Genomic DNA, 19,834 nt, shown 5'->3' with positions numbered 1-19,834 from the left:
AATTAATCCAACGGACAACTGACAATCAAGAAAAGCATTCATTGGCCTTTCTTTAATTGCCAATTGTCCATTGTTAATTGTCAATTATTTACTAAAGTCTCTCGGTGTCGGCACTCCCGGAAGCGGTTTGCGGTTCTGGAGTTCTTTCATGACCTCCTGAATGGCACGGTCGAGTTGCTGGTCTTCACCGTTCCATTCTTTGACGGGATCATTATCGATCAGGATGTCAGGATCGACACCATGATTCTCAATAATCCAGCTACCGGTTTTCGGATCGAAACTTGTGAAGAAAGGTACACGGATGTCCGTCCCGTCCATATAAGGTAACGAGCCACTGATACCGACAATTCCACCCCACGTACGAGTCCCGATCAGTTTGCCCAATCCCAGCGCACGGAAGCCCCACGGGAAGAGGTCGCCGTCGGAAGCCGAATATTTATTGATCAAGCATACTTTCGGACCTACTTGCACGGCATCGGGAACAGTTCCGATACGGGCTGAACCACGACGCATCGTCAACCGATACGGTTCACGGGAAAGGCGTTCGAGGATCATCGGCGAAACATTCCCCCCCCCATTGGCACGGTCGTCAATAATCAAACCTTCCTTGTCGAGCTGCGGATAGAAATAGCGGGAGAATTCATTCAGTCCTTCTGGTCCCATATCCGGAATATAGATATAGCCGATCTTGCCGTTCGATGCTTTGTCGACTTTCTTAATATTATCCTGTACCCAGTTATAATGATACAAAGAATATTCTTCTTCCAGCGGACTGATCACGGTTTTGCGTGCTCCCTCCAACTGCGGTTTGCTGTTCAACAAAATCTCCGTCGGGACACCAGCCTTGCCGACCAACAACGAATACATGTCTTTCACACTGTTTGTCGGCACACCGTCGATCGCCACGATAAACTCGCCAGCCTTCGCCTCAATGCCCGGCTCCGTCAACGGAGAACGCAACGACTTGCTCCAGGAAGCGCCCGGCAAGATCTTTTCCAAACGGAAGAAACCACTCTTATCACGGGAGATCTCAGCGCCTAACAGCCCCGTCTTTATCCTGTCGGGACGTTCTACTTCACCCGGATTCACATATGCATGACCACAGTTCAGTTCGCCGATCATTTCACCGATGATGTAGTTCAAATCCAGACGTGTCTTGGCATATGGGACAAGCACCTGATATTTTGCTTTGACCGCATTCCAATCTACCCCATGCATATTCTCTAGATAGAAACCATCGCGATAAGCCCGCCATGCCTCATCAAAAATCTGCGCCCATTCCTTCGGATAATCGACCGCAATCTTCATATTCGATAAGTTCACCGGATCACCCAAGTCTGCCTTTCCCGAAGGAATATCCGTCACATAAAGAGCATCACCTTTGAAGAAGAGCACTTTCTTGCTACCGGGTTCGACACCCATAGAAGCGCCATCGGCCACCACGTCTTCCTTCTGCTCTTTCAAGTCGAATACTCTCGTACCGCCACGTCCCCAGTAGTAAACCTTGTTTCCGTCTGAATAAAAATTCCCATAATAGGAAGGACTCACCGGCAACTTGACGACACGATCCGTAATCCCATCGAAATCGATCTTGACAACAGAAGTGGCAAGCTCTTCTTTCCTTGTCTCCTCCTTCTTAACCGATGTATTTTTCTTTGATTCCTCTTTAGCAACAGCGACTTCCGCATCTTTCTCAATGAAAGGCGAAGGAGTATCTTTGGACAACAACGTCAAATAAACCCCGTACATATTATTATAGACATGGTTCCATTCCAGCGATCCATAAGTCGGATTAAAATCACGGGCAGATGCAAAAACCAGATATTTACCGTCCGTACTGAATACCGGGGAAGAGGAATCATACCACTTGTCTGTCACCGGGTATTCTTTCTTTTCAGCCAGATTATAAACATAAACGATGCTATATTCATTGTTCCCTGTACGGGTATAAGTCAGCCACTTACTATCCGGCGAAAAAGTCACTCCCCGCGGCTCGCCCATCGGGTCCTGCAACAAGGTCGTCACCTGCTTTGTAGCAACGTCCAAGAGATTCATACGGTTCTTACGATCCGTATAAACAACCGCTTTGGAATCCGGGCTTAGTTCAAAACCGCGGATATAAGTGTCATTATCCTTTGTCAGCTGGACGTGTTCACCTCCAATGGCATCCTGCATATAGAGTTCTGTCTCTCCGGTCGCATCCGAAATATAGACGATGAATTTGCCGTCGGGCGACCATTGCGCATTGCGGTCGTGTGCTCCTGGCGAACGGGTGATATTCTTTGTCACACCCTTCTCAACCGGCAAGTTGAACACTTCGCCACGGGCAGTCACCACTAAACGTTCACCGTCGGGCGACAGGCAGGCCTCGGTAATATAGTCAGCTCCATCCTTAATTTCGCTACGGGCGTAAATATTGTCGGAAGTCAAGGTGATGTTCACCTTTTCGGGCTTCTTACTCCCAGCATCCATCTTATAAATATAGCCGCCATTTTCGAAAACGATCGTATTGCCATTTGCGCTTGGGAACTTTACGTCGTATTCGGTAAAGTCAGTGACTTTGTCCGTCTGTTTGGTCTTCGTATTATAAACAAAGATGTTCATTGTTCGGTCACGGTCGGAAAGAAAGAAGATTTCATCGCCGATCCACATCGGGATAATGTCCTGTGCAGGATTGTCCGTAATGTTTTCGACTGTCTTCTTATCGGAACTATAGATCCAGACATCATCCGCCATCCCGCCTTTGTAGTATTTCCAGGTACGGAACTCCCGCATGACACGGTTATAAGCCAACTGTTTACCATCGGGAGAATAGCTGCAGAATCCACCTTCAGGAAGAGGTATGGCTTCAGACAAGCCACCCTCCTTTTCCACCGTGAACAACTTTCCGCTAAAGCCATCGCTGATGCGGTTGCGATACACAATCCGACTGCCATCAGGCGTCCAGGTCATCACGATATTGTTCGGTCCCATACGATCACCCAAGTCATCCCGGCTGTTTGTTGCCGTATAGGTCACACGCAGCGGTTCTCCACCCGTCACCGGCATGGTATACACTTCTGTATTACCATCGTATTGCCCGGTGAATGCAATCGTTTTGCCGTCCGGTGAAAAACGAGGAAACATTTCGTACCCCACATGCGAAGTCAGGCGCCTGGCTTCGCCACCCGTAGCCGGAACCTTGTAGAGGTCGCCCGCATACGAGAAAACAATCTCATTACCGTTCGTAGCCGGGAAACGCAACAGACGCGCTTCGTCCACCGCCATCGACAGTGAAGGGACACCAGCCAAAACCAATAAAGAAAAGATAAGTTTCTTCTTCATACCTAATTATCGTTTAGTCAATCGACAAAGGTAAAAAAAGTAAAGCATCAAAATATATTCCGATGCAGATATTCCTTTATTTTCCACCACAATAATTGCCGTTTCGCGACAAAAAGAGACCAGCCTCCTAACCTTCTTCCCGTTTGCTTATAAAATTCAGGATCACAAACCAATATGCACTGCCGGTCCATACTTACTGCAGAAAACAAATAGAAACAGCCGTTCCTCAACAGAATACCCAAAGTATCATTCTTACGGACAAAACCGACAATATCTACAAAATTAATAATACCAACTGATGAAAAAGAAAACGAAGACTCCTTAAACTCCACATGATGCAAGACTACATAAGGCCGCAATTGCCAAAAAAGCTCAGTAATATTGGCAGGATCAAGTTTTTTCAAAAAAGATAGCAACCATTGCTCCTGAAGATTTGAAATAGATAAAGGTAATTCCATATTTACTTAAATTCGACCTGAAAAAATCCCATATATCCAACAATTCCCCAATTAGATGGTTATTATAAAGAAACGTGGGAATTAGTAACATACACTCGATTAAGGACCTCGAATAACCTATAACTAGTTGTATGCAATAATTACCCACGTTTTTTATCTTGAATACGCAAGTGCATAAACACCCATCTTGCATGACAAGAAAAAACGCGAACAAAATTCACATACTATCCACTAGTTATCTAGAAATTTCGAGGTTTCAATCAAGAGATAATATATAAACTTTCGTGTTCACCACCAAAGTTGTACCAGCGATAACGCTTTATCCTGCTTACTGTACACGACAAAGATAAACAGAAGATTCAAAAATCCGATATTCCTCCTTCCTTTTTTCAAGGTTCTTTAGAAAAAACACAGAAAAAGCCGGCTACGGCGGAATATCATCTATTCCATTGTAGCCGGCCACTTTTAACTAATACCTACTTTTTATATCGCTTTATCTCTAAAGACAGACATCAATAGTAACCTTCATTCTGTTCTTCACTGAGCTCACCAACAGGATTCAGACGGTCGATGTGTTTCTGCGGGATAGGACGAAGTTTGTGATACGGTTTAATGTAGATTGCATCCGGATTGTATTTCTTCACCCAATCATACAGCAGTTCACAACGAACCAAATCTTCCCAACGATTGGTTTCTCCCAGTAATTCACGTCCGCGTTCGTTCAGAATAAATTCGATAAAATCACCTTGTAGATCAGCCGGAGAAACTTTAAGTGCATCATACGTACTCTTCGTATCGTTCACTCCACCTTCGAAAAGCCAGATCTGCTGGTCTTTTTGCTCACCTTCGGCCCAAGCGGCACGCTTGCGGATCACATTGATATATTCAGCAGCCTTGTCGAAATCACCTTTACGACCGGCAGCTTCCGCTGCCAACAAATACGTTTCTCCCAAACGCATACGCACCCATTCGCGAGATCCCTTTTCTTCAGACACAGAAGAACGGCTCGGATCAAGGTATTTCACCAGTGACGGAAAATAACGGATCGAATGCATTTCGCGAGGGAAATAAGAATAAGTATAGTCAGCACGCAATTTCCGCATCTCGTCACTATTAGAAGCAAGCCCTGTTTCCTGCATCGTATAATAAATCGCCGTATCGCCATGCTGGAATTTCAACTCGCCCTCTATTTGCCCTTTAGAAGGATCCGGCGTAAAATAGACGTTTCCGTCATAAGAAAGCGACTCCCAAACAGGCAGCGTGCTTACATTATTTGCATAGTAGACCCATTTGAAACTCTTATAAAAACGTGAATCATGCAAACGATCGAATAAATCGTCCATCGTTTTCTTTGTTGCCACGTGACGACGGTACGGACGACCGTTTTCAATATCTCTCAACATACCCGGCTGATCTTCATACCAAGACAGCCAATAGAGATGCTGCTTGTTACCATCTCCGTTAAACATCGGCTCGGTTGTGAACTGCACGGCAAACACAGCTTCGGAGTTCCCCTGATTCTTGATATCCCACAGAGAGGAGAAGTTTTCTTGCAAAGCATAAGCTCCACTGTTGATCACTTGCTCAGCATAATAAAGCGTACTATCCATATCTGTCGCTTTCTGACCACGCGCATCTTTGACTGCGCTACCACGAGTCAGATAAACCTTCGCCAACAAATGGGCAGCTGAGTAACGTGTGGCACGTCCTAAAACAGAAGCCTTCTCCGGTAAATTTTCGGCGGCATTACGTAAATCACTGATAATAACATTATAAACATCAGCGATCGGAGCACGCTTGAAGTCCGTCCGAATCTCGAAACTACCTTCCGTGACCAAAGGAATACGCCCAAACTGCTGCACCAAATCAAAATATAAATAGGCGCGGATAAATTGCATTTCGGCATAACTTTGTATTTTCACACTCTCCAACAAGTCTTGGGAATCCCGAATCTTCTGCATGGCGATATTGGCATCACTAATCCCTTTGTAGTGATTTTCCCACATTTCATACAGAATACCGTCGTCCGGATTCAACTGTGTCGCATATTTATTATACGATTCACGATTACTACCATCTTCTCCTTCCGTGAACAAATCGGTTCCTAATTCGGTCAATACATCGAAACGTTCACCACCAACTCCCCAACGAAGGAAACCGTAAGCTGCCGTAATGGCTGCATTTACACCGGCTTCCGTTTCATAATAATCGTACGACATCACCGGTGCATCGTCTTCGCTTAACCAACTACTGCAACTTGAAGCAGATAACATCAGGCCTGCCAGCATATAGCAATATACAGATTTCATTTTCATTCTTTGATTTATTAAGATTAAAATTACAAAGTCAAGTTTATACCAAAAATCCAGGAACTGACACTCGGAGTGCCGAAACCACTACCGTTGGTTTCAGGATTACCGGCCGAATTTACTTTAGCTGCTTCCGGATCAATACCCGTATAATTGGTAAAGATAAACGGATTCTGGGCTGTAAAATAAACACGCAGTTTCTCCACCAGGAACTTATTGGTCAAGGTCTTCGGCAAGGTATATCCCAATGTCATTGTCTTTACACGCAAGAAATCCGCTTTTTCATAATAAGTGGATGTGATGTAGATCGGGCGCTCCTCATCGATACTCGGACGAGGATAAGCGTTCGTCGGGTTATTCGGTGTCCAGTAGTCTACTTTCACACCGCCGTTACGTCCGCAATGTTCCACAGCATAAATATCATTATACAGCATAGCACCGAAACTCGCATATAAAAAGACCGACAGGTCGAAACCTTTATAGTTGAAAGTATTCACCATACTGGCAATCAACTTCGGACGTGGGTTTCCCAGAATTTGCTTATCGGCATCCGTAATCTTATAGTCGCCATTCACATCCTGTATCTTGATATCGCCCGGAGCAAACTCCGTACCGTTGGCGGCGAATTTTGCCATCTCGGCAAGATCTGACTCCGTGTTCTGCCAGATACCTACTTTCCGGTAGTCATAATGAACATTCACCGGCTGGCCGATAAACCATTTGCTACCGATATCGTCGTTCTTGCCATTATACAGTTCAACGATTTCTTCCTTGTTGGAAGACAGCATCAAATCAGTTGTCCACTGGAAGTCTTTCGAATTGATGTTCATAGAGTTGATAGAAACTTCTATACCCTTATTACGCGTTTTACCCACATTCGATAGCACATCGGGAAAACCGGAAACAACCGGTAACTGGCGTTTCAGCAACAAATCATGTGTATTCTGCATATACAAGTCAATCGTCCCGTTGATACGTCCTCTCAACACACCGAAATCGATACCCAAATTCCACTGGTCCGTCGTTTCCCAAGTCAACAGACTGTTCGCCATCGCATTCGGGGCATATCCGATCGTTGGAGTTCCACCATTGTCAAACGGATAACGAATCAACGACAACGTACCTTTCGTTTGGTAAGGATCTACGGCCGAATTACCAGTCTTACCAAAACCAAGTCTTAATTTCAGGTTATCCAACCATCCGGATGTACTCGACATGAAAGATTCTTCATTGATACGCCATGCCAATGCGGCAGAAGGGAAAAGCACCCACTTGTGTCCGTCAGCCAGACGAGACGAACCGTCATAACGGGCAGAAACCGTCAGGAGGTAACGTCCTAAATAGTTATAATTGATACGTCCCATGAAAGAAGCCATATTCCACTTGATCATCGAGCTGCCGATCGTATTGGTCACCAAGCCCGACCCCAGATCATAATATTTCAGGTTATCGGCCGGCAGATTCTCCATTGCGACGTTCACACTTTCCCTTTTGTCTTCTTGAATGGACTGCAATAAAGTCACGCCCAAGGTGTGTTTGTCGTTGAACGTCTTATCATAGAAAAGCATGTTTTCCAAAGTAAACATCGTGTATTTGTCAACGGCATTCTTCGCATAAGAAGTCCCCATGCCACGATTACTCGTTTTAGCGGACCAGAATTCGTAGTCCTGTACGGTACGGGCATCGAGGCCCAGGTTAGAGCGGAACTTCAGTCCGTCGACCGGCAGTTTGATATCCAGAGAATAGCTACCCAGGTAACGGGTTGTTTTCACAGGACGGTCCACTGCACCCGGAACAAGGTCCATCATCGTATTGTAGACATTATAAGACCCTGGTAACGGAATAATCTCGCCATTCTCATCCCACAACTGAGCCAACGGGCTTAAACGCCAACCACTGGCAAGTCCGGCCCCGCGTTGCTGAATGGCATGCGAATATTGCGTCTGCGCCCCGATCTTCACATATTTGTTGATTTCGTGGTTCAGATTCAAACGGATCGAATAACGTTCATAATCCTCATCCTTGAAAATGCCGTTATTCTTATTGTAAGTAGCGGAAGCCAAGAAGTTCGTCCGTTCGCCACCACCTCGGATACTCAATTGATGGTCGGTCACCATACCGGTGCGGGTCACATGATCCATATAGCGGGTCGTACGCACATGGGACGGATAGTAAACGCCATCGTCACCCCAACCCATCATGACCGATTCCATGATCGACGGGTCACGTGTAAATCCCGGACAAACCATATCCTGCTCCTTTGAAGCCACATCCGAGTTGTAGCGGATCGAATTATTGCTCGTATTGCGATAAGACTCGCGCGTATATTCGGCATATTCCGGACCATCCCAAAAATCGAGCTGGTTCAAAATTGTCTGCGCCCCGACATATCCGTTATAATCGATCTGAGTCTTGCCTGATTTCCCCTGCTTGGTCGTAATCAGGATAACACCGTTCGCACCACGAGCACCATAGATTGCTGTTGCCGACGCATCCTTCAACACTTCCATCGACTCTATATCCGACGGGCTGATTTCGCCAATACCGCCAGTAACGGGAACACCATCAATCACATACAACGGATCATTGCTTGCCGTGATCGAACGTTTACCACGGATCATCACGTTCGGAGTAGAGCCTGGCGACCAGTTGGCGTTCGAAACGACAACCCCCGGAATACGTCCCTGCAAGGCTTCCGATGCCGTAGAGGTCGGAACAGCTGAAATCTTGGCAGCATTGACAGAAGCGACAGCTCCAGTCAAATCTCTTTTCTTTACCGTACCATAACCAATCACGACAACTTCATCCAAACCTTGTGCATCCTCTTTCATCAGGATGTCAAACGTATTCTTGTTATCGATCTTTACTTCCATAGGCAAAAAACCGATATAGGATATTTCCAACATCTCCCCCGGAGCAGCCTCTAAAGAGAAGTTTCCATCCATATCCGAAATGGTCCCATTAGTCGTTCCCTTGACTACGATATTCGCTCCAGCTACCGGAAGACCTGTTTCATCGGTAATCACACCAGATATTTTCTTGGTTTTTCGCTGTTTCACGGGAGCCTGCGCTTCTGCCTTAACGATAACGATCGTCTTATTACTCACTTTGTAGGAAAGGCCGTGTTTTTCCAGTACCTGAGACAGGATATCCTTTAACGGGCGATTGGAAGCAGAAACGACTACATCAGGATTTTCACTCAGGATAATATCCCGGTAAACAACCGAAAAAGAAGTCTGTGCCTCCAGATTCTTAAAAAATTCTTTTAATGTGACATTTTGCAAATTCATTGACATTGTTTGCGAAATGTCCTGTGCGTACATGGTTGTACACAAAAACAGGAGTGCTGCACTCCGAAATACTTTCTTCATGACTATGATAAATAGACTTAAGTTAGAATTAAACAATTGATTTTTAAAAACACTTTTTCTTAGATTTCACCTGTTCATCTCATAGGCTCATTTTATTTTTAATTGGTTAGACTTATTAATCGTAACATTGTTTCCTGTGATCTCATAATTAAATCCATATTGAAATTTCAAAGCTTCCATGACATACGGAAGTTGTTCGTCCTTAAAAGAGCCGGAAATCTGATCGTTCGCAATCTCCGGACATAGCAGGTCAATATGCACACCATACCATCTTTCGATCTTTTGGAACACCGAACCCAACTTCTCCGATTCGAACACCAGATGATTCTGCGTCCACGCGGTTTCTTTTACATTGTCTGTATTGTGAAAACTGATTTTCCCATTATTTTTCGAATAGATCGCTTTCTGCGACGGTTTCAGGATAAAACTTTCAGAAGGCGACTTGGAATCGTAGAGGCGCACGGAGCCTTCAATCAAGGAAGTCTCTACAAAGTCATTCTCCTCATACGAATAGACATTGAAGCAAGTCCCCAACACTTCGATATTCAGATTGCCGACCTGCACGACAAACGGATGTTTCCTGTCCTTGGAAACCTGGAAGTACCCCTCGCCCTTCAAACGGGCGACACGCTTTCCGTTGACATAGGCGTAGGACAAAGAGCTTTCCGAATTCAATTTGACAGAACTCTTATCCGGCAAGGTCAACTGCACCTTATCTCCGGCCGGAACTTCCGCCAAGAAAGAAGAGTTCGCATTTTGCAATTCATGCAGAAGAGAAAAGTTCCACGCCGTAACGGACAAGACGGCAATCACGGCCGCCGCCACCACGATACGGGACCAGCGTATGGAGATTTTAGGAGGATGTATCTGCAGACGAAGTCTCCGATGAATTTCCCGCTTACGACCGACTTCCATAGACGGATAAACCGTATTCTCATCCCAAAACGCTTCCATCCTTTCGGCCAGTTCCTGGTCCGAAAGATGATTCAAGGACTCCTTGAAGCCCTCGAAGTCTTTCCGGTTGGTCTTTCCGCTCAAGAATTGAGAATATAATTTATCAAATAAATCGGTCATAATTTGTTGCTTGTTTATAGTTACACGAAGGAGTACCGAAAAAGTACCAGGCGTTTTTATATGTTCTAAAGCATATTCCTGTTTCTTCCCCTATAATACGCTCGAAGTTTCCTTTAGCGAAACTTTCTGTTTCACCGTACGAACTTTTAGTTCCAAGCGCTGAAACTATCTGGAACTCCAAGAGCCGCTTTGGGAAAGGAAAGTAAGCTTCTCAAGTTTTCTTATATGAAAAGGGCGAAAAGATAATTATATTTCCGAAGTTCCTCACGCAGAATCTTTAACGCTGCGGACAAATGATTCTTTACCGTCTGCTCGGAAATATCCGAAAGAGCGGCTATTTCGGCATTGCTCATTCCCTCTTCACGGCTCATTTCAAAAATGTTCCGCTGCGCGGGGGTCAGTTTTTGCTTAGCTATCGCCAGCTTGTCGATAAAGTCATCGTAATATATTTTTTCTACGGAAGTGTTATCCAAAAGATGTTCGTCTTCACAAAAGCGTATGTAATCTTCAAAATCCGGACGGTTGATCTGTTGGCGGAAAACATCGATCACATGGTTCTTGGCAATCGTGAACAACATGGATTTGAAAGAGCCTTCAACAGACAAGGAGGTACGCATGTTCCACAGCTTGAGGAACGTCTCCTGTACGATATCTTCCGCCTGGACAGATGATTTCGTATGCAGCAAGGCGAAACCGTACAAAGAATCCGCGTACATATCATATAATGTATCGAACGCCTCATAGGAACCACGTTTAAGTTTTTCTATAGTATTTCTATGTATCTCTGTTTCATGCATATTCACCTCTTTCACCCCTCACTTTGAGTTCGTAAAGATAGAAATAAACTACTAAACAGCTACTATTAAGTTTATTTCTATCTTTTTTTATAATAATACCGTATCTTTACACCCATAAAAACGCAAAGCATGAAATCATTATTTATCCTGACTTCAGCACTACTGTTTACGACAAACGTGCTGGCCGAAAATGATCCGCTATGGATGCGCTATCCGGCAATTTCTCCAAACGGTGAAACGATCGCCTTTACTTACAAAGGCGATATCTACACCGTTCCGGCAAACGGTGGCAAAGCTACCCAGTTAACAACCCATCCGGCTCACGATACGCGCCCGATCTGGTCGCCTGACGGCAGCAAGATCGCGTTTGCTTCTGACCGGAACGGAAACTTCGATATCTTCATCATGGATATGGAAGGAGGTAGCCCGAAACAGTTGACCACTCACTCCGCAAATGAATATCCGGAAACGTTCAGTGATGCAAAGCACATTCTCTATTCGGCCGCGATCCAGCAGGATGCGAAAGACAGCCAATTCCCCTCCGGGCAATTTCCACAAATCTACCGGATCGGTATCAATGGAGGACGCCCCGAACTCTATTCTTCCCTCGCCATGGAAAGCCTAGCTTTGAACAAGAAGGGTGACAAACTCTTATACCAAGACAAGAAGGGATATGAAGATCCTTGGCGTAAACACCACCAGTCTTCCATCACACGGGACATCTGGTTGTGCACTCTCGGTCGGGAACATTCCTTCCAAAAAATAACTTCCTTTAAAGGAGAAGACCGTAATCCGGTATGGGCGACAGACGGTTCTTCCTTCTACTATCTGAGTGAAGAAAAAGGAAGTTTCAATATATTCAAAAACGACCTGACCGGCAGAAATAGCCGGCAGATAACCAATCATACCATGCATCCCGTCCGTTTCCTAACTTCCGACAACAACGGCAACCTCTGTTACGGATACGATGGCGAAATCTATACGGTCAAAGAGGGTACACAGCCTAAGAAAGTGGATGTACAGATCATCTCGGATAAGGTGGAGAACGACCTGATCCATCAACTCAAGGCAAGCGGGGCCACCGATATCGCAGTTTCCCCTAATGGCAAAGAAGTCGCTTTTATCGTGCGCGGCGATGTATATGTAACCTCGGTCGACTACGAAACTACCAAACAAATCACCAACACACCGCAGCAGGAGCGCGATCTCGATTTCAGCCCAGACGGACGCTCATTGGTTTACTCGGCCGAACGGGGCGAAACCTGGGGCGTTTATCAAAGCAGCTTGGTACGCAAGAACGACAAATATTTCACATACGCACAGGAATTGAAGGAAGAACCGTTGGTGGTAAATTCGCAGACCTCTTTCCAGCCGATGTATTCTCCGGACGGAAAGGAAGTCGCTTTCTTGGAAAACCGTACGACTCTACGCGTGATTAATTTGAAAAACAAACAAGTACGCACCGTCCTGGATGGTAAATATAATTATTCGTATGCCGACGGCGATCAATATTATCAATGGTCACCCGACAGCAAATGGTTCCTCGCTAAATATATCGCGATCGGAGGATGGAACAATACGGACATCGTTTTGGTGAAAGCGGACGGCAGCGGCGAAATGACCAACCTGACCGAAAGCGGCTACTCCGACAACAACGCCAAATGGGTACTGGATGGAAAAGCGATGATCTGGTCGTCCGACCGGGCCGGTTATCGCAGTCATGGCAGTTGGGGAGCAGAAGATGATATTTACATCATGTTCTTCGACGGCGAAGCATACGACAAGTTCCGCCTCACCAAAGAGGAACAAGCTTTGTTGGACGAAGAAAAAGAGGACAAAGATAAGGACGAAAAAGACAAGGACAGCAAGAAAGACAAGGATAAAGACGATGACAAGAAAGACGAAAAAGCAGATAAGCCGGTCGAACCGCTTAAATTCGACTTGGCCAATCGTAAAGACCGTATCATGCGCTTGACCGTCAACTCGTCATTCTTAGGTGACGCCGTCCTGACGCAGAAAGGCGACAAGCTATATTATTGCGCCGCATTCGAAAACGGTTACGACCTATGGGAACACAATTTCAAGGAGAACACCACCAAACTACTGATCAAAGGTGTCGGTGGCGGAACGATGTTCCCCGACAAGAAAGGCGAGAACATTTTCCTCGTTTCGGGAGGCCAGTTGAAGAAGATCGAAATCAAGGACAGCAAAACGAAACCGATCGCATTCAAAGCCGAATTTTCATATCGCCCGGCGAAAGAACGCGAATATATATTCCATCACACCTGGCGCCAAGTATTAGACAAGTTCTACGATCCCAAAATACATGGTATCAATTGGGCCGGATATGGAAAGGCATACGAAAAATTTCTTCCGCATATCAACAATAACTACGATTTCGCAGAAATGCTTTCTGAAATGTTAGGCGAACTAAACGGTTCACATACCGGTGCACGCTACCGCTCTGCATCTTCCGCACCAGCAACAGCTAGCTTGGGCGCTTTCTATGACAACAATTACACAGGCGACGGTTTGAAGATTGAAGAAATCATCGCCAAAGGCCCGTTGACAAAAGCCGACACCAAGATCAAGCCTGGCTGCATCATCGAAAAGATAGACGGCACGAATATCAAGAGTGGAGAAGATTACTATCCGCTATTAAGCGGCAAAGCCGGCAAGCAGGTACTACTGTCCGTTTACGATCCGGCAACCAAAGAACGTTTCGAAGAACAAGTCAAACCGATCACCTACGGCACACAATCCGATTTGCTTTACAAACGTTGGGTGGAACAGAAGCGCCAGATGGTCGACAAGCTGTCGAACGGAAAGATCGGATATGTACATGTCAAAGGCATGAACAGCGAAAGTTTCCGCGATACCTATTCCGAGCTGTTAGGTCGTTGCCGCGAGAAGGAAGCCGTGATTGTCGATACGCGCCATAACGGTGGCGGTTGGCTTCATGAGGACCTGGCAATTTTGTTGAGTGGAGAACTGTATGCTAAATTCACTCCGCGCGGACAGTTCATCGGAAACGATCCGTTTAACAGATGGCTGAAACCGTCATGCGTACTGATGTGCGAAGACAATTATTCGAACGCCCACGGTTTTCCCTGGACATATAAGACGTTGAAAATCGGCAAACTGATCGGCGCTCCCGTACCGGGAACGATGACTGCCGTATGGTGGGAAACCCAAATTGACCCGTCAATCGTTTTCGGTATCCCGCAAGTCGGCATGCAAGATATGCAGGGCCGCTATCTCGAAAACCAACAACTCGAACCTGACATCGAAGTCTACAACTCCCCCGAATCACAGCTAAGAGGCGAAGATCACCAGCTGGAAGAGGCGGTAAAAGAGATGTTGAAAGAGGTACAAAAGTAATATTATGTGCGATCTCAAAGCGGCTCTCATCCACTGCTACGGAATGGGAGCCGTTCTTTTTCGTACGCAATTCACGTACTTATCCTTCACTTTTTGCCATACTTATAAGATTCAATGTTTATCCAAACGAAAGCATTACCAGTTCTGCCTTCACCCGATAATATGACTTCATTATTTCTCTACGAACATAAACAGAAGGGATAAAACATAGTTACATTTAACTGTCATACTATCACTAATTGTCTTTTATCTATTGAATATCAATAGACCCAAGCAATGATAGTAGGTATGATGGATGCCTATTTCATCTATCATACTATCACTAACCGCCTGTCCGACATTTTTCTTCACATTACTTATTTTCAATAACATAATAAGATAAACCCATTGACACCCGGGTCTCGATATCATTCACACTCGGGTGTCAAGACCGTTCACATCCGGGTGTAAAAAGCCTGTAAACGGGAATCTTCGGCACTTTTTCTGCCTGTTTGAAGCAAAATAAGTCACGTATTTCAACAAAAAAGGAACCATATCTAAAACGAGCAGAAGAACGACACAAAAAACGGAACCGTAAAATCTACGATAATCCCATGAAAAATTGAAATGAAAACAAGGTCTTTTCCCGAATAACGAGTGATGATAGGCAAGGTCGTATCCATAGTCGTGGCACCTCCAGCACAGATAGGAGACAACCGGCCGAAATATTTGACAAAAAGAGGCGCACCGAGAAGAGCCATAATCTCGCGCATGATATTTGCCATTAAAGCGATTGTTCCTAATTCTGTGGCGAGTTGGACACCCAAAAAAGGTTCCTTCAATTGGGTAATCAAGATAGACGAAAGAGAATAATAGGCAAAACCGCTTCCTACCGCCAGACAATCAAATACACTCCACTGCGTAAGCAACAGACCGACCAAAGCCGAAAAGACCAGTGTCCCGGCAATCGTAGCCAAAGGGACCAAAAGCAGTTTCGGACGAATACTGCCGAGAATATCCTTTAGCTTCTTATCACTACCGATACTGAGCCCGACCTGAAGCATTAGCAGATATAAGACATATACCGTAATGTCGTTTTCAATGACAACATCGGGCAGCCAGCCACTCCATCCCAACAAGCAACCAAGCGCAAAAAATCCTACAACGATCAGACTTCCTTTCATCCGCGACTCCTTTCTTTAAAAAACAGACGATAGACTCCCCAGCCAGCCAATACACTCCCTACCGTACCAGCCAAGGCAAGCAGGAATGCCTGACCACCCAACGTGGCAAGATTATCGACAATATCCTTATTCGCACCGACAGATATTCCCAAAAGGAAAAGAAGCAAAAGGATCGTATAAGAAATAGGTTTGCCGATCTTTTGCAAAAGTTCGATTTTGCGCAAAAGATAGCCTGCGGCAATACCCGCGAACATAATACCAATGACAGTAAACATAGATAAAAAAAGATTATCGCGCTTGGACAGCTTTAACTATTTTAGTGAATGTAACAGGGATTACCAGACCTTCTGCATTTGCTTTCCCTGTCAGTTTATTCTTGCCTTCCTGTATGAAAGTGAGTGAAACATAGGTTCCATCTACATAGAAATTGCATTTATAGGTATCGCTCTCTTTCTTGATTTCCTTCACGGTCATTTCCGTATCGCTGATCGTGAAAACAGCGGAAAGGTTTTCACCAGTTTTCTTGATCTGGCAAGTCCCTTTCTGATAACCGTAAGGAGCATCGGGAGCCGAAAAATTCCACGAACCAACAACCATGCCGAGAGTAAATTCCTGCGCATAAAGTGATAAACACATCATCATACAAAGAAGCGTAGTAAATACTTTTCCCATATTCGTCTTCATAATAAAATAGGATTAAATTAGACTTAGCGCTTCAAAGATAAGCATTATCGAATATAAATGAAGTAGTCAGGATAAGAATAAATAGAATAATGCATCTTTAGCAGAGTCCTACACGATCTCCTCCGACAAATTGTGGTCTCCCGTGATCTGGAATACAACCCGGAACAGGTTATCCTTTAAAGTCAAAATACGTTTTATGAATTCATCCGTTCTCATCTCTGTCACAAAAGAAGAGTGAGGACGGGGACAGTTACAAATTTTACGAACTTTTTCCCGAAGAAAAGCAGGACATACACGTATATTGTTCTTTTTCTTTATATTTGTAAAGTCAAAAATAACGATTCATTCATTTAGGAGATAAAACACAGATAATATAACATGAAGAAAACAATCCTATTCCTTCAGGCTGCAGTGGTCGGACTTCTGGCAGCCTGTAACCAACCGTCCGACGAGGAACAACTACGAGATGAAATTCAATATGTGAACCCATTTATCGGAACAGGCTTTCACGGGCATACCTTTCCCGGTGCTACCCGTCCGTTTGCTCTTGTACAGGTCAGCCCCGACACACATATCATGGGCTGGGATGCCAGTAGCGGATACCATTATGATGACAACCAAATATATGCTTTCAGCCATACACACTTATCAGGTACGGGTATCGGCGACTTGGGAGATGTGGCGATCCTACCTTTCTCCGGTGGTGACTCGATCAAACCGGTTGCGATTTTCAAGAAAGAGACGGAAAAAGCAACGCCAGGCTATTATGCAGTACGTCTCGACAATTTCGGAATTAATGTGGAGTTGACCAGTACGGACCGTGTCGGATTCCATAAATACACATACGATAATCCGAAGGACCGCCGTGTCCTTCTCGATCTCGGTCATGTGCTGCAACCGAACTGGGGACATAAGTTAGTAGGGAACGAATATCTTTTTGTAAACGATTCGACGGTGGAGGGGACTGTCAGGACGCAGGGATGGGCACATTTCCATTCTGTCTCTTACCGGATCACATTCTCGGAGCCGATCGAAACACTATACCAGTATATCGACGGAAATTTACGGAAAGATTCGCTGTTCTTGCGTATCAACACACCAAACGATCTGAAATTCCATTACAAATTTGCGGAGAGCAACAAACCACTGTATGTAAAAGTGGCGATCTCTCCTGTCGATACGGACGGTGCAGAGAGAAACATGCTGGCCGAACTGCCGGGATGGGATTTCGATGCTACACGGGCTGAATCCGCACGTATCTGGAACAAAGCTTTAAACGATATCCGGATCGAAAGCTCCGATCCGAAAGTGATGGTGAACTTCTACACAGCTCTCTACCACACGATGATCGCACCTTATGCCTATCAGGATGTGGACGGGCGCTATTTAGGAATGGACAAGAAGGTGCACCGGGCGGAACCAGGTTATGTGAACTATTCTGTCTTCTCACTTTGGGATACTTTCCGCGCTTTGCATCCATTGATGACGATTATCCAACCAAAACGGGCTGCCGATTGGGGAAAAGTGCTCGTGCAAGGATATAAAGAAGGAGGGATCCTTCCGAAATGGCCGTTAGCTTCCAGCTATACAGGTTGCATGGTAGGTTATCCGGCAGTCTCTGTACTGGCAGATTTAGTGACTAAAGACCTGGCAGAAGGTGATCTGAACGTTTGGGCCGAAGCAGGCGCCCGTTCATCTGTCTACCGAAACGATCTGGCAGAGAAGTTCAAAGGAACACGTGAGTTGGATTTGATTACCCGCCACCCCTATTATAAGGAGAAATACGGCTTTGTCCCGGCCGACTCGGTTCCCGAATCTGTTTCCTGGGGATTAGAGATGGCCTACTATGACTGGTGTATTTCCCAAATCGCCGCTAAAGCAGGAAATACGGAACTGGCAAAAGAGTATGCGGCAAAGGCAGAATACTACAAACGCTACTTAGACCCGGAGACCAAGATGATGCGCGGGGTGATGGGGGATGGTTCTTTCCGTACACCGTTCAATCCCCGTTATTCTTCCCATATGAAGAGCGATTATACCGAAGGGAATGCCTTTCAATGGAGTTTCTTTGCACCTCATGATATGGACAACTTTATCTCCACGATCGGTGGTAAAAAAGAGCTGGAGACACGCTTGGACACATTATTCACCACCTCTTCCCAAGTTGATGGTGAAGAAGCCTCCGGGGATATCACCGGACTGATTGGCCAATATGCGCACGGCAACGAGCCGAGCCATCACATGGCTTATTTATATAACTGGACGGATTCTCCTTGGAAAGGGCAAGAGCGCCTGGATCAGATCATGCAAAATTTCTACACAAACGCGCCGGACGGTATCATCGGAAATGAGGACTGCGGACAGATGTCCGCCTGGTATGTAATGAGTGCGTTAGGCTTCTATCAGATCGCTCCGGGAATTCCGGTCTATACATTGGGCCGTCCGATGATCGACAAAGCGCTTATTCATGTAAAAGGCGGTATTTTCGAGATCTTGGTAAAAAACAACAGTGCAGCCAACAAATACATCAAAGAGGTTAAACTGAACGGCAAAATCCTCGACACCCTGTTCATCAGCCACACCGACATCATAAAAGGCGGCAAGCTGGAATTTATCATGACCGATCAACCGGTTAAATAAATTCATATAAAGAAACATAAAAACAAAGGGCGGATCAGTACACTGGTTCGCCCTTTATCTTATATTTGTCCCTAAACAATTAAATAAAAAAGCTATGTTACTCACAACAACTAACACGATTGAAGGAAAAGAAATTACCCAGTACTTCGGAATCGTATCCGGTGAAACAATCATCGGAGCAAATGTATTCAAAGATTTCTTCGCAGGCATCCGGGATATTGTCGGAGGACGCGCAGGTTCTTACGAAAGCGTATTACGCGAAGCAAAAGAAACCGCCTTAAAAGAAATGAGCGATCATGCGACACAACTGGGTGCAAACGCTGTAATCGCCATAGATCTGGACTACGAAACAGTTGGGGGAAGTGGAAGTATGCTAATGGTTACTGCCGCAGGGACTGCTGTACGCTATCAATAATCCCGAAAATGAAATATTCTTTGTAGTTGGAAAAAAGAATCACATAAAAAAACTAAACCATATTTTCTGCAATCAAACTCGCCATCCCAAAACACGATCTCTAAAGAAGGAGCATTCCGGACGGGAACATGACTTCATACCAGAAGAAGACAGAAAAACAAAAGGAAAGGGCAGAAATACTGTTTAAGGAATACCCTGGCATCCACATGGCTTATGGG

At 45.2% G+C, this 19,834-nt stretch carries 12 protein-coding genes; 3 read left to right on the top strand and 9 right to left on the bottom strand.

Features of this window, described 5'->3' with window-relative positions; all coding sequences use genetic code 11:
- Positions 1–84 precede the first annotated feature (84 nt).
- The 6 genes from KTG12_RS16375 to KTG12_RS16350 form a co-directional block, all read right to left on the bottom strand.
- Positions 85–3,324 carry a S41 family peptidase gene (locus KTG12_RS16375; RefSeq protein ID WP_046452270.1) on the bottom strand — a complete coding sequence of 1,080 codons (3,240 nt, stop codon included), beginning with the start codon at positions 3,322–3,324 and terminating at the stop codon, positions 85–87.
- A gap of 47 nt (positions 3,325–3,371) precedes the next feature.
- Positions 3,372–3,782, bottom strand: coding sequence for a hypothetical protein (locus KTG12_RS16370; protein ID WP_005646652.1), 411 nt, complete (start codon positions 3,780–3,782; stop codon positions 3,372–3,374).
- A gap of 512 nt (positions 3,783–4,294) precedes the next feature.
- Positions 4,295–6,097, bottom strand: coding sequence for a RagB/SusD family nutrient uptake outer membrane protein (locus tag KTG12_RS16365; RefSeq protein WP_138273250.1), 1,803 nt, complete (start codon positions 6,095–6,097; stop codon positions 4,295–4,297).
- A 23-nt stretch (positions 6,098–6,120) separates the two neighbouring features.
- Positions 6,121–9,462: a TonB-dependent receptor gene (locus KTG12_RS16360; RefSeq protein ID WP_046452269.1), complete on the bottom strand. Its 3,342-nt coding sequence runs from the start codon at positions 9,460–9,462 to the stop codon at positions 6,121–6,123.
- 87 nt (positions 9,463–9,549) lie between these two features.
- Complete coding sequence (locus KTG12_RS16355) at positions 9,550–10,536, bottom strand: FecR family protein (RefSeq protein WP_122116382.1); 987 nt, start codon at positions 10,534–10,536, stop codon at positions 9,550–9,552.
- Positions 10,537–10,757: 221 nt separating this feature from the next.
- Positions 10,758–11,333 (bottom strand): RNA polymerase sigma factor, encoded by a 576-nt coding sequence (locus KTG12_RS16350; protein ID WP_138273248.1) that lies wholly within the window; start codon positions 11,331–11,333, stop codon positions 10,758–10,760.
- 129 nt (positions 11,334–11,462) lie between these two features.
- On the opposite strand from KTG12_RS16350, the gene KTG12_RS16345 reads away from it, so the two are divergent.
- Complete coding sequence (locus KTG12_RS16345) at positions 11,463–14,714, top strand: S41 family peptidase (RefSeq protein ID WP_155144303.1); 3,252 nt, start codon at positions 11,463–11,465, stop codon at positions 14,712–14,714.
- Between the two features lie 536 nt (positions 14,715–15,250).
- Here the strand turns inward: KTG12_RS16345 and KTG12_RS16340 are convergent.
- The 3 genes from KTG12_RS16340 to KTG12_RS16330 are packed head-to-tail and all read right to left on the bottom strand — an operon-like array spanning position 15,251 to position 16,561.
- Positions 15,251–15,877: a lysine exporter LysO family protein gene (locus KTG12_RS16340; protein WP_155144301.1), complete on the bottom strand. Its 627-nt coding sequence runs from the start codon at positions 15,875–15,877 to the stop codon at positions 15,251–15,253.
- Positions 15,874–16,152, bottom strand: coding sequence for a LysO family transporter (locus KTG12_RS16335; protein WP_005640500.1), 279 nt, complete (start codon positions 16,150–16,152; stop codon positions 15,874–15,876). The genes KTG12_RS16340 and KTG12_RS16335 overlap by 4 nt, the downstream gene beginning before the upstream one ends.
- 13 nt (positions 16,153–16,165) lie before the next feature.
- The gene (locus tag KTG12_RS16330; RefSeq protein ID WP_155144298.1) at positions 16,166–16,561 is read right to left on the bottom strand and encodes a hypothetical protein; all 396 of its coding nucleotides are present in this window, start codon (positions 16,559–16,561) and stop codon (positions 16,166–16,168) included.
- Between the two features lie 378 nt (positions 16,562–16,939).
- Between KTG12_RS16330 and KTG12_RS16325 the strand changes: the two genes are divergently transcribed.
- Both KTG12_RS16325 and KTG12_RS16320 read left to right on the top strand, forming a co-directional pair.
- Positions 16,940–19,201, top strand: a complete 2,262-nt coding sequence (locus KTG12_RS16325; RefSeq protein ID WP_155144295.1) for a GH92 family glycosyl hydrolase — start codon at positions 16,940–16,942, stop codon at positions 19,199–19,201.
- Positions 19,202–19,295: 94 nt separating this feature from the next.
- Positions 19,296–19,616: a heavy metal-binding domain-containing protein gene (locus KTG12_RS16320; protein WP_005640492.1), complete on the top strand. Its 321-nt coding sequence runs from the start codon at positions 19,296–19,298 to the stop codon at positions 19,614–19,616.
- The last annotated feature ends 218 nt before the right edge of the window (positions 19,617–19,834 follow it).

Origin of the sequence: Parabacteroides sp. MSK.9.14, assembly GCF_019041495.1 — a bacterium.
In the GTDB taxonomy this organism is placed as follows: Bacteria; Bacteroidota; Bacteroidia; order Bacteroidales; family Tannerellaceae; genus Parabacteroides; species Parabacteroides merdae.
Note: the sequence above shows the minus strand (reverse complement) of the source record. Positions and strands in the feature narration are given on the sequence as shown.

Coding starts and splice junctions, on each gene's coding strand:
- KTG12_RS16355 (WP_122116382.1), bottom strand. CDS start 10,536: ATGACCGATTTATTTGATAAATTATATTCTCAATTCTTGAGCGGAAAG.
- KTG12_RS16375 (WP_046452270.1), bottom strand. CDS start 3,324: ATGAAGAAGAAACTTATCTTTTCTTTATTGGTTTTGGCTGGTGTCCCT.
- KTG12_RS16370 (WP_005646652.1), bottom strand. CDS start 3,782: ATGGAATTACCTTTATCTATTTCAAATCTTCAGGAGCAATGGTTGCTA.
- KTG12_RS16340 (WP_155144301.1), bottom strand. CDS start 15,877: ATGAAAGGAAGTCTGATCGTTGTAGGATTTTTTGCGCTTGGTTGCTTG.
- KTG12_RS16365 (WP_138273250.1), bottom strand. CDS start 6,097: ATGAAAATGAAATCTGTATATTGCTATATGCTGGCAGGCCTGATGTTA.
- KTG12_RS16330 (WP_155144298.1), bottom strand. CDS start 16,561: ATGAAGACGAATATGGGAAAAGTATTTACTACGCTTCTTTGTATGATG.
- KTG12_RS16325 (WP_155144295.1), top strand. CDS start 16,940: ATGAAGAAAACAATCCTATTCCTTCAGGCTGCAGTGGTCGGACTTCTG.
- KTG12_RS16320 (WP_005640492.1), top strand. CDS start 19,296: ATGTTACTCACAACAACTAACACGATTGAAGGAAAAGAAATTACCCAG.
- KTG12_RS16335 (WP_005640500.1), bottom strand. CDS start 16,152: ATGTTTACTGTCATTGGTATTATGTTCGCGGGTATTGCCGCAGGCTAT.
- KTG12_RS16360 (WP_046452269.1), bottom strand. CDS start 9,462: ATGAAGAAAGTATTTCGGAGTGCAGCACTCCTGTTTTTGTGTACAACC.
- KTG12_RS16350 (WP_138273248.1), bottom strand. CDS start 11,333: ATGCATGAAACAGAGATACATAGAAATACTATAGAAAAACTTAAACGT.
- KTG12_RS16345 (WP_155144303.1), top strand. CDS start 11,463: ATGAAATCATTATTTATCCTGACTTCAGCACTACTGTTTACGACAAAC.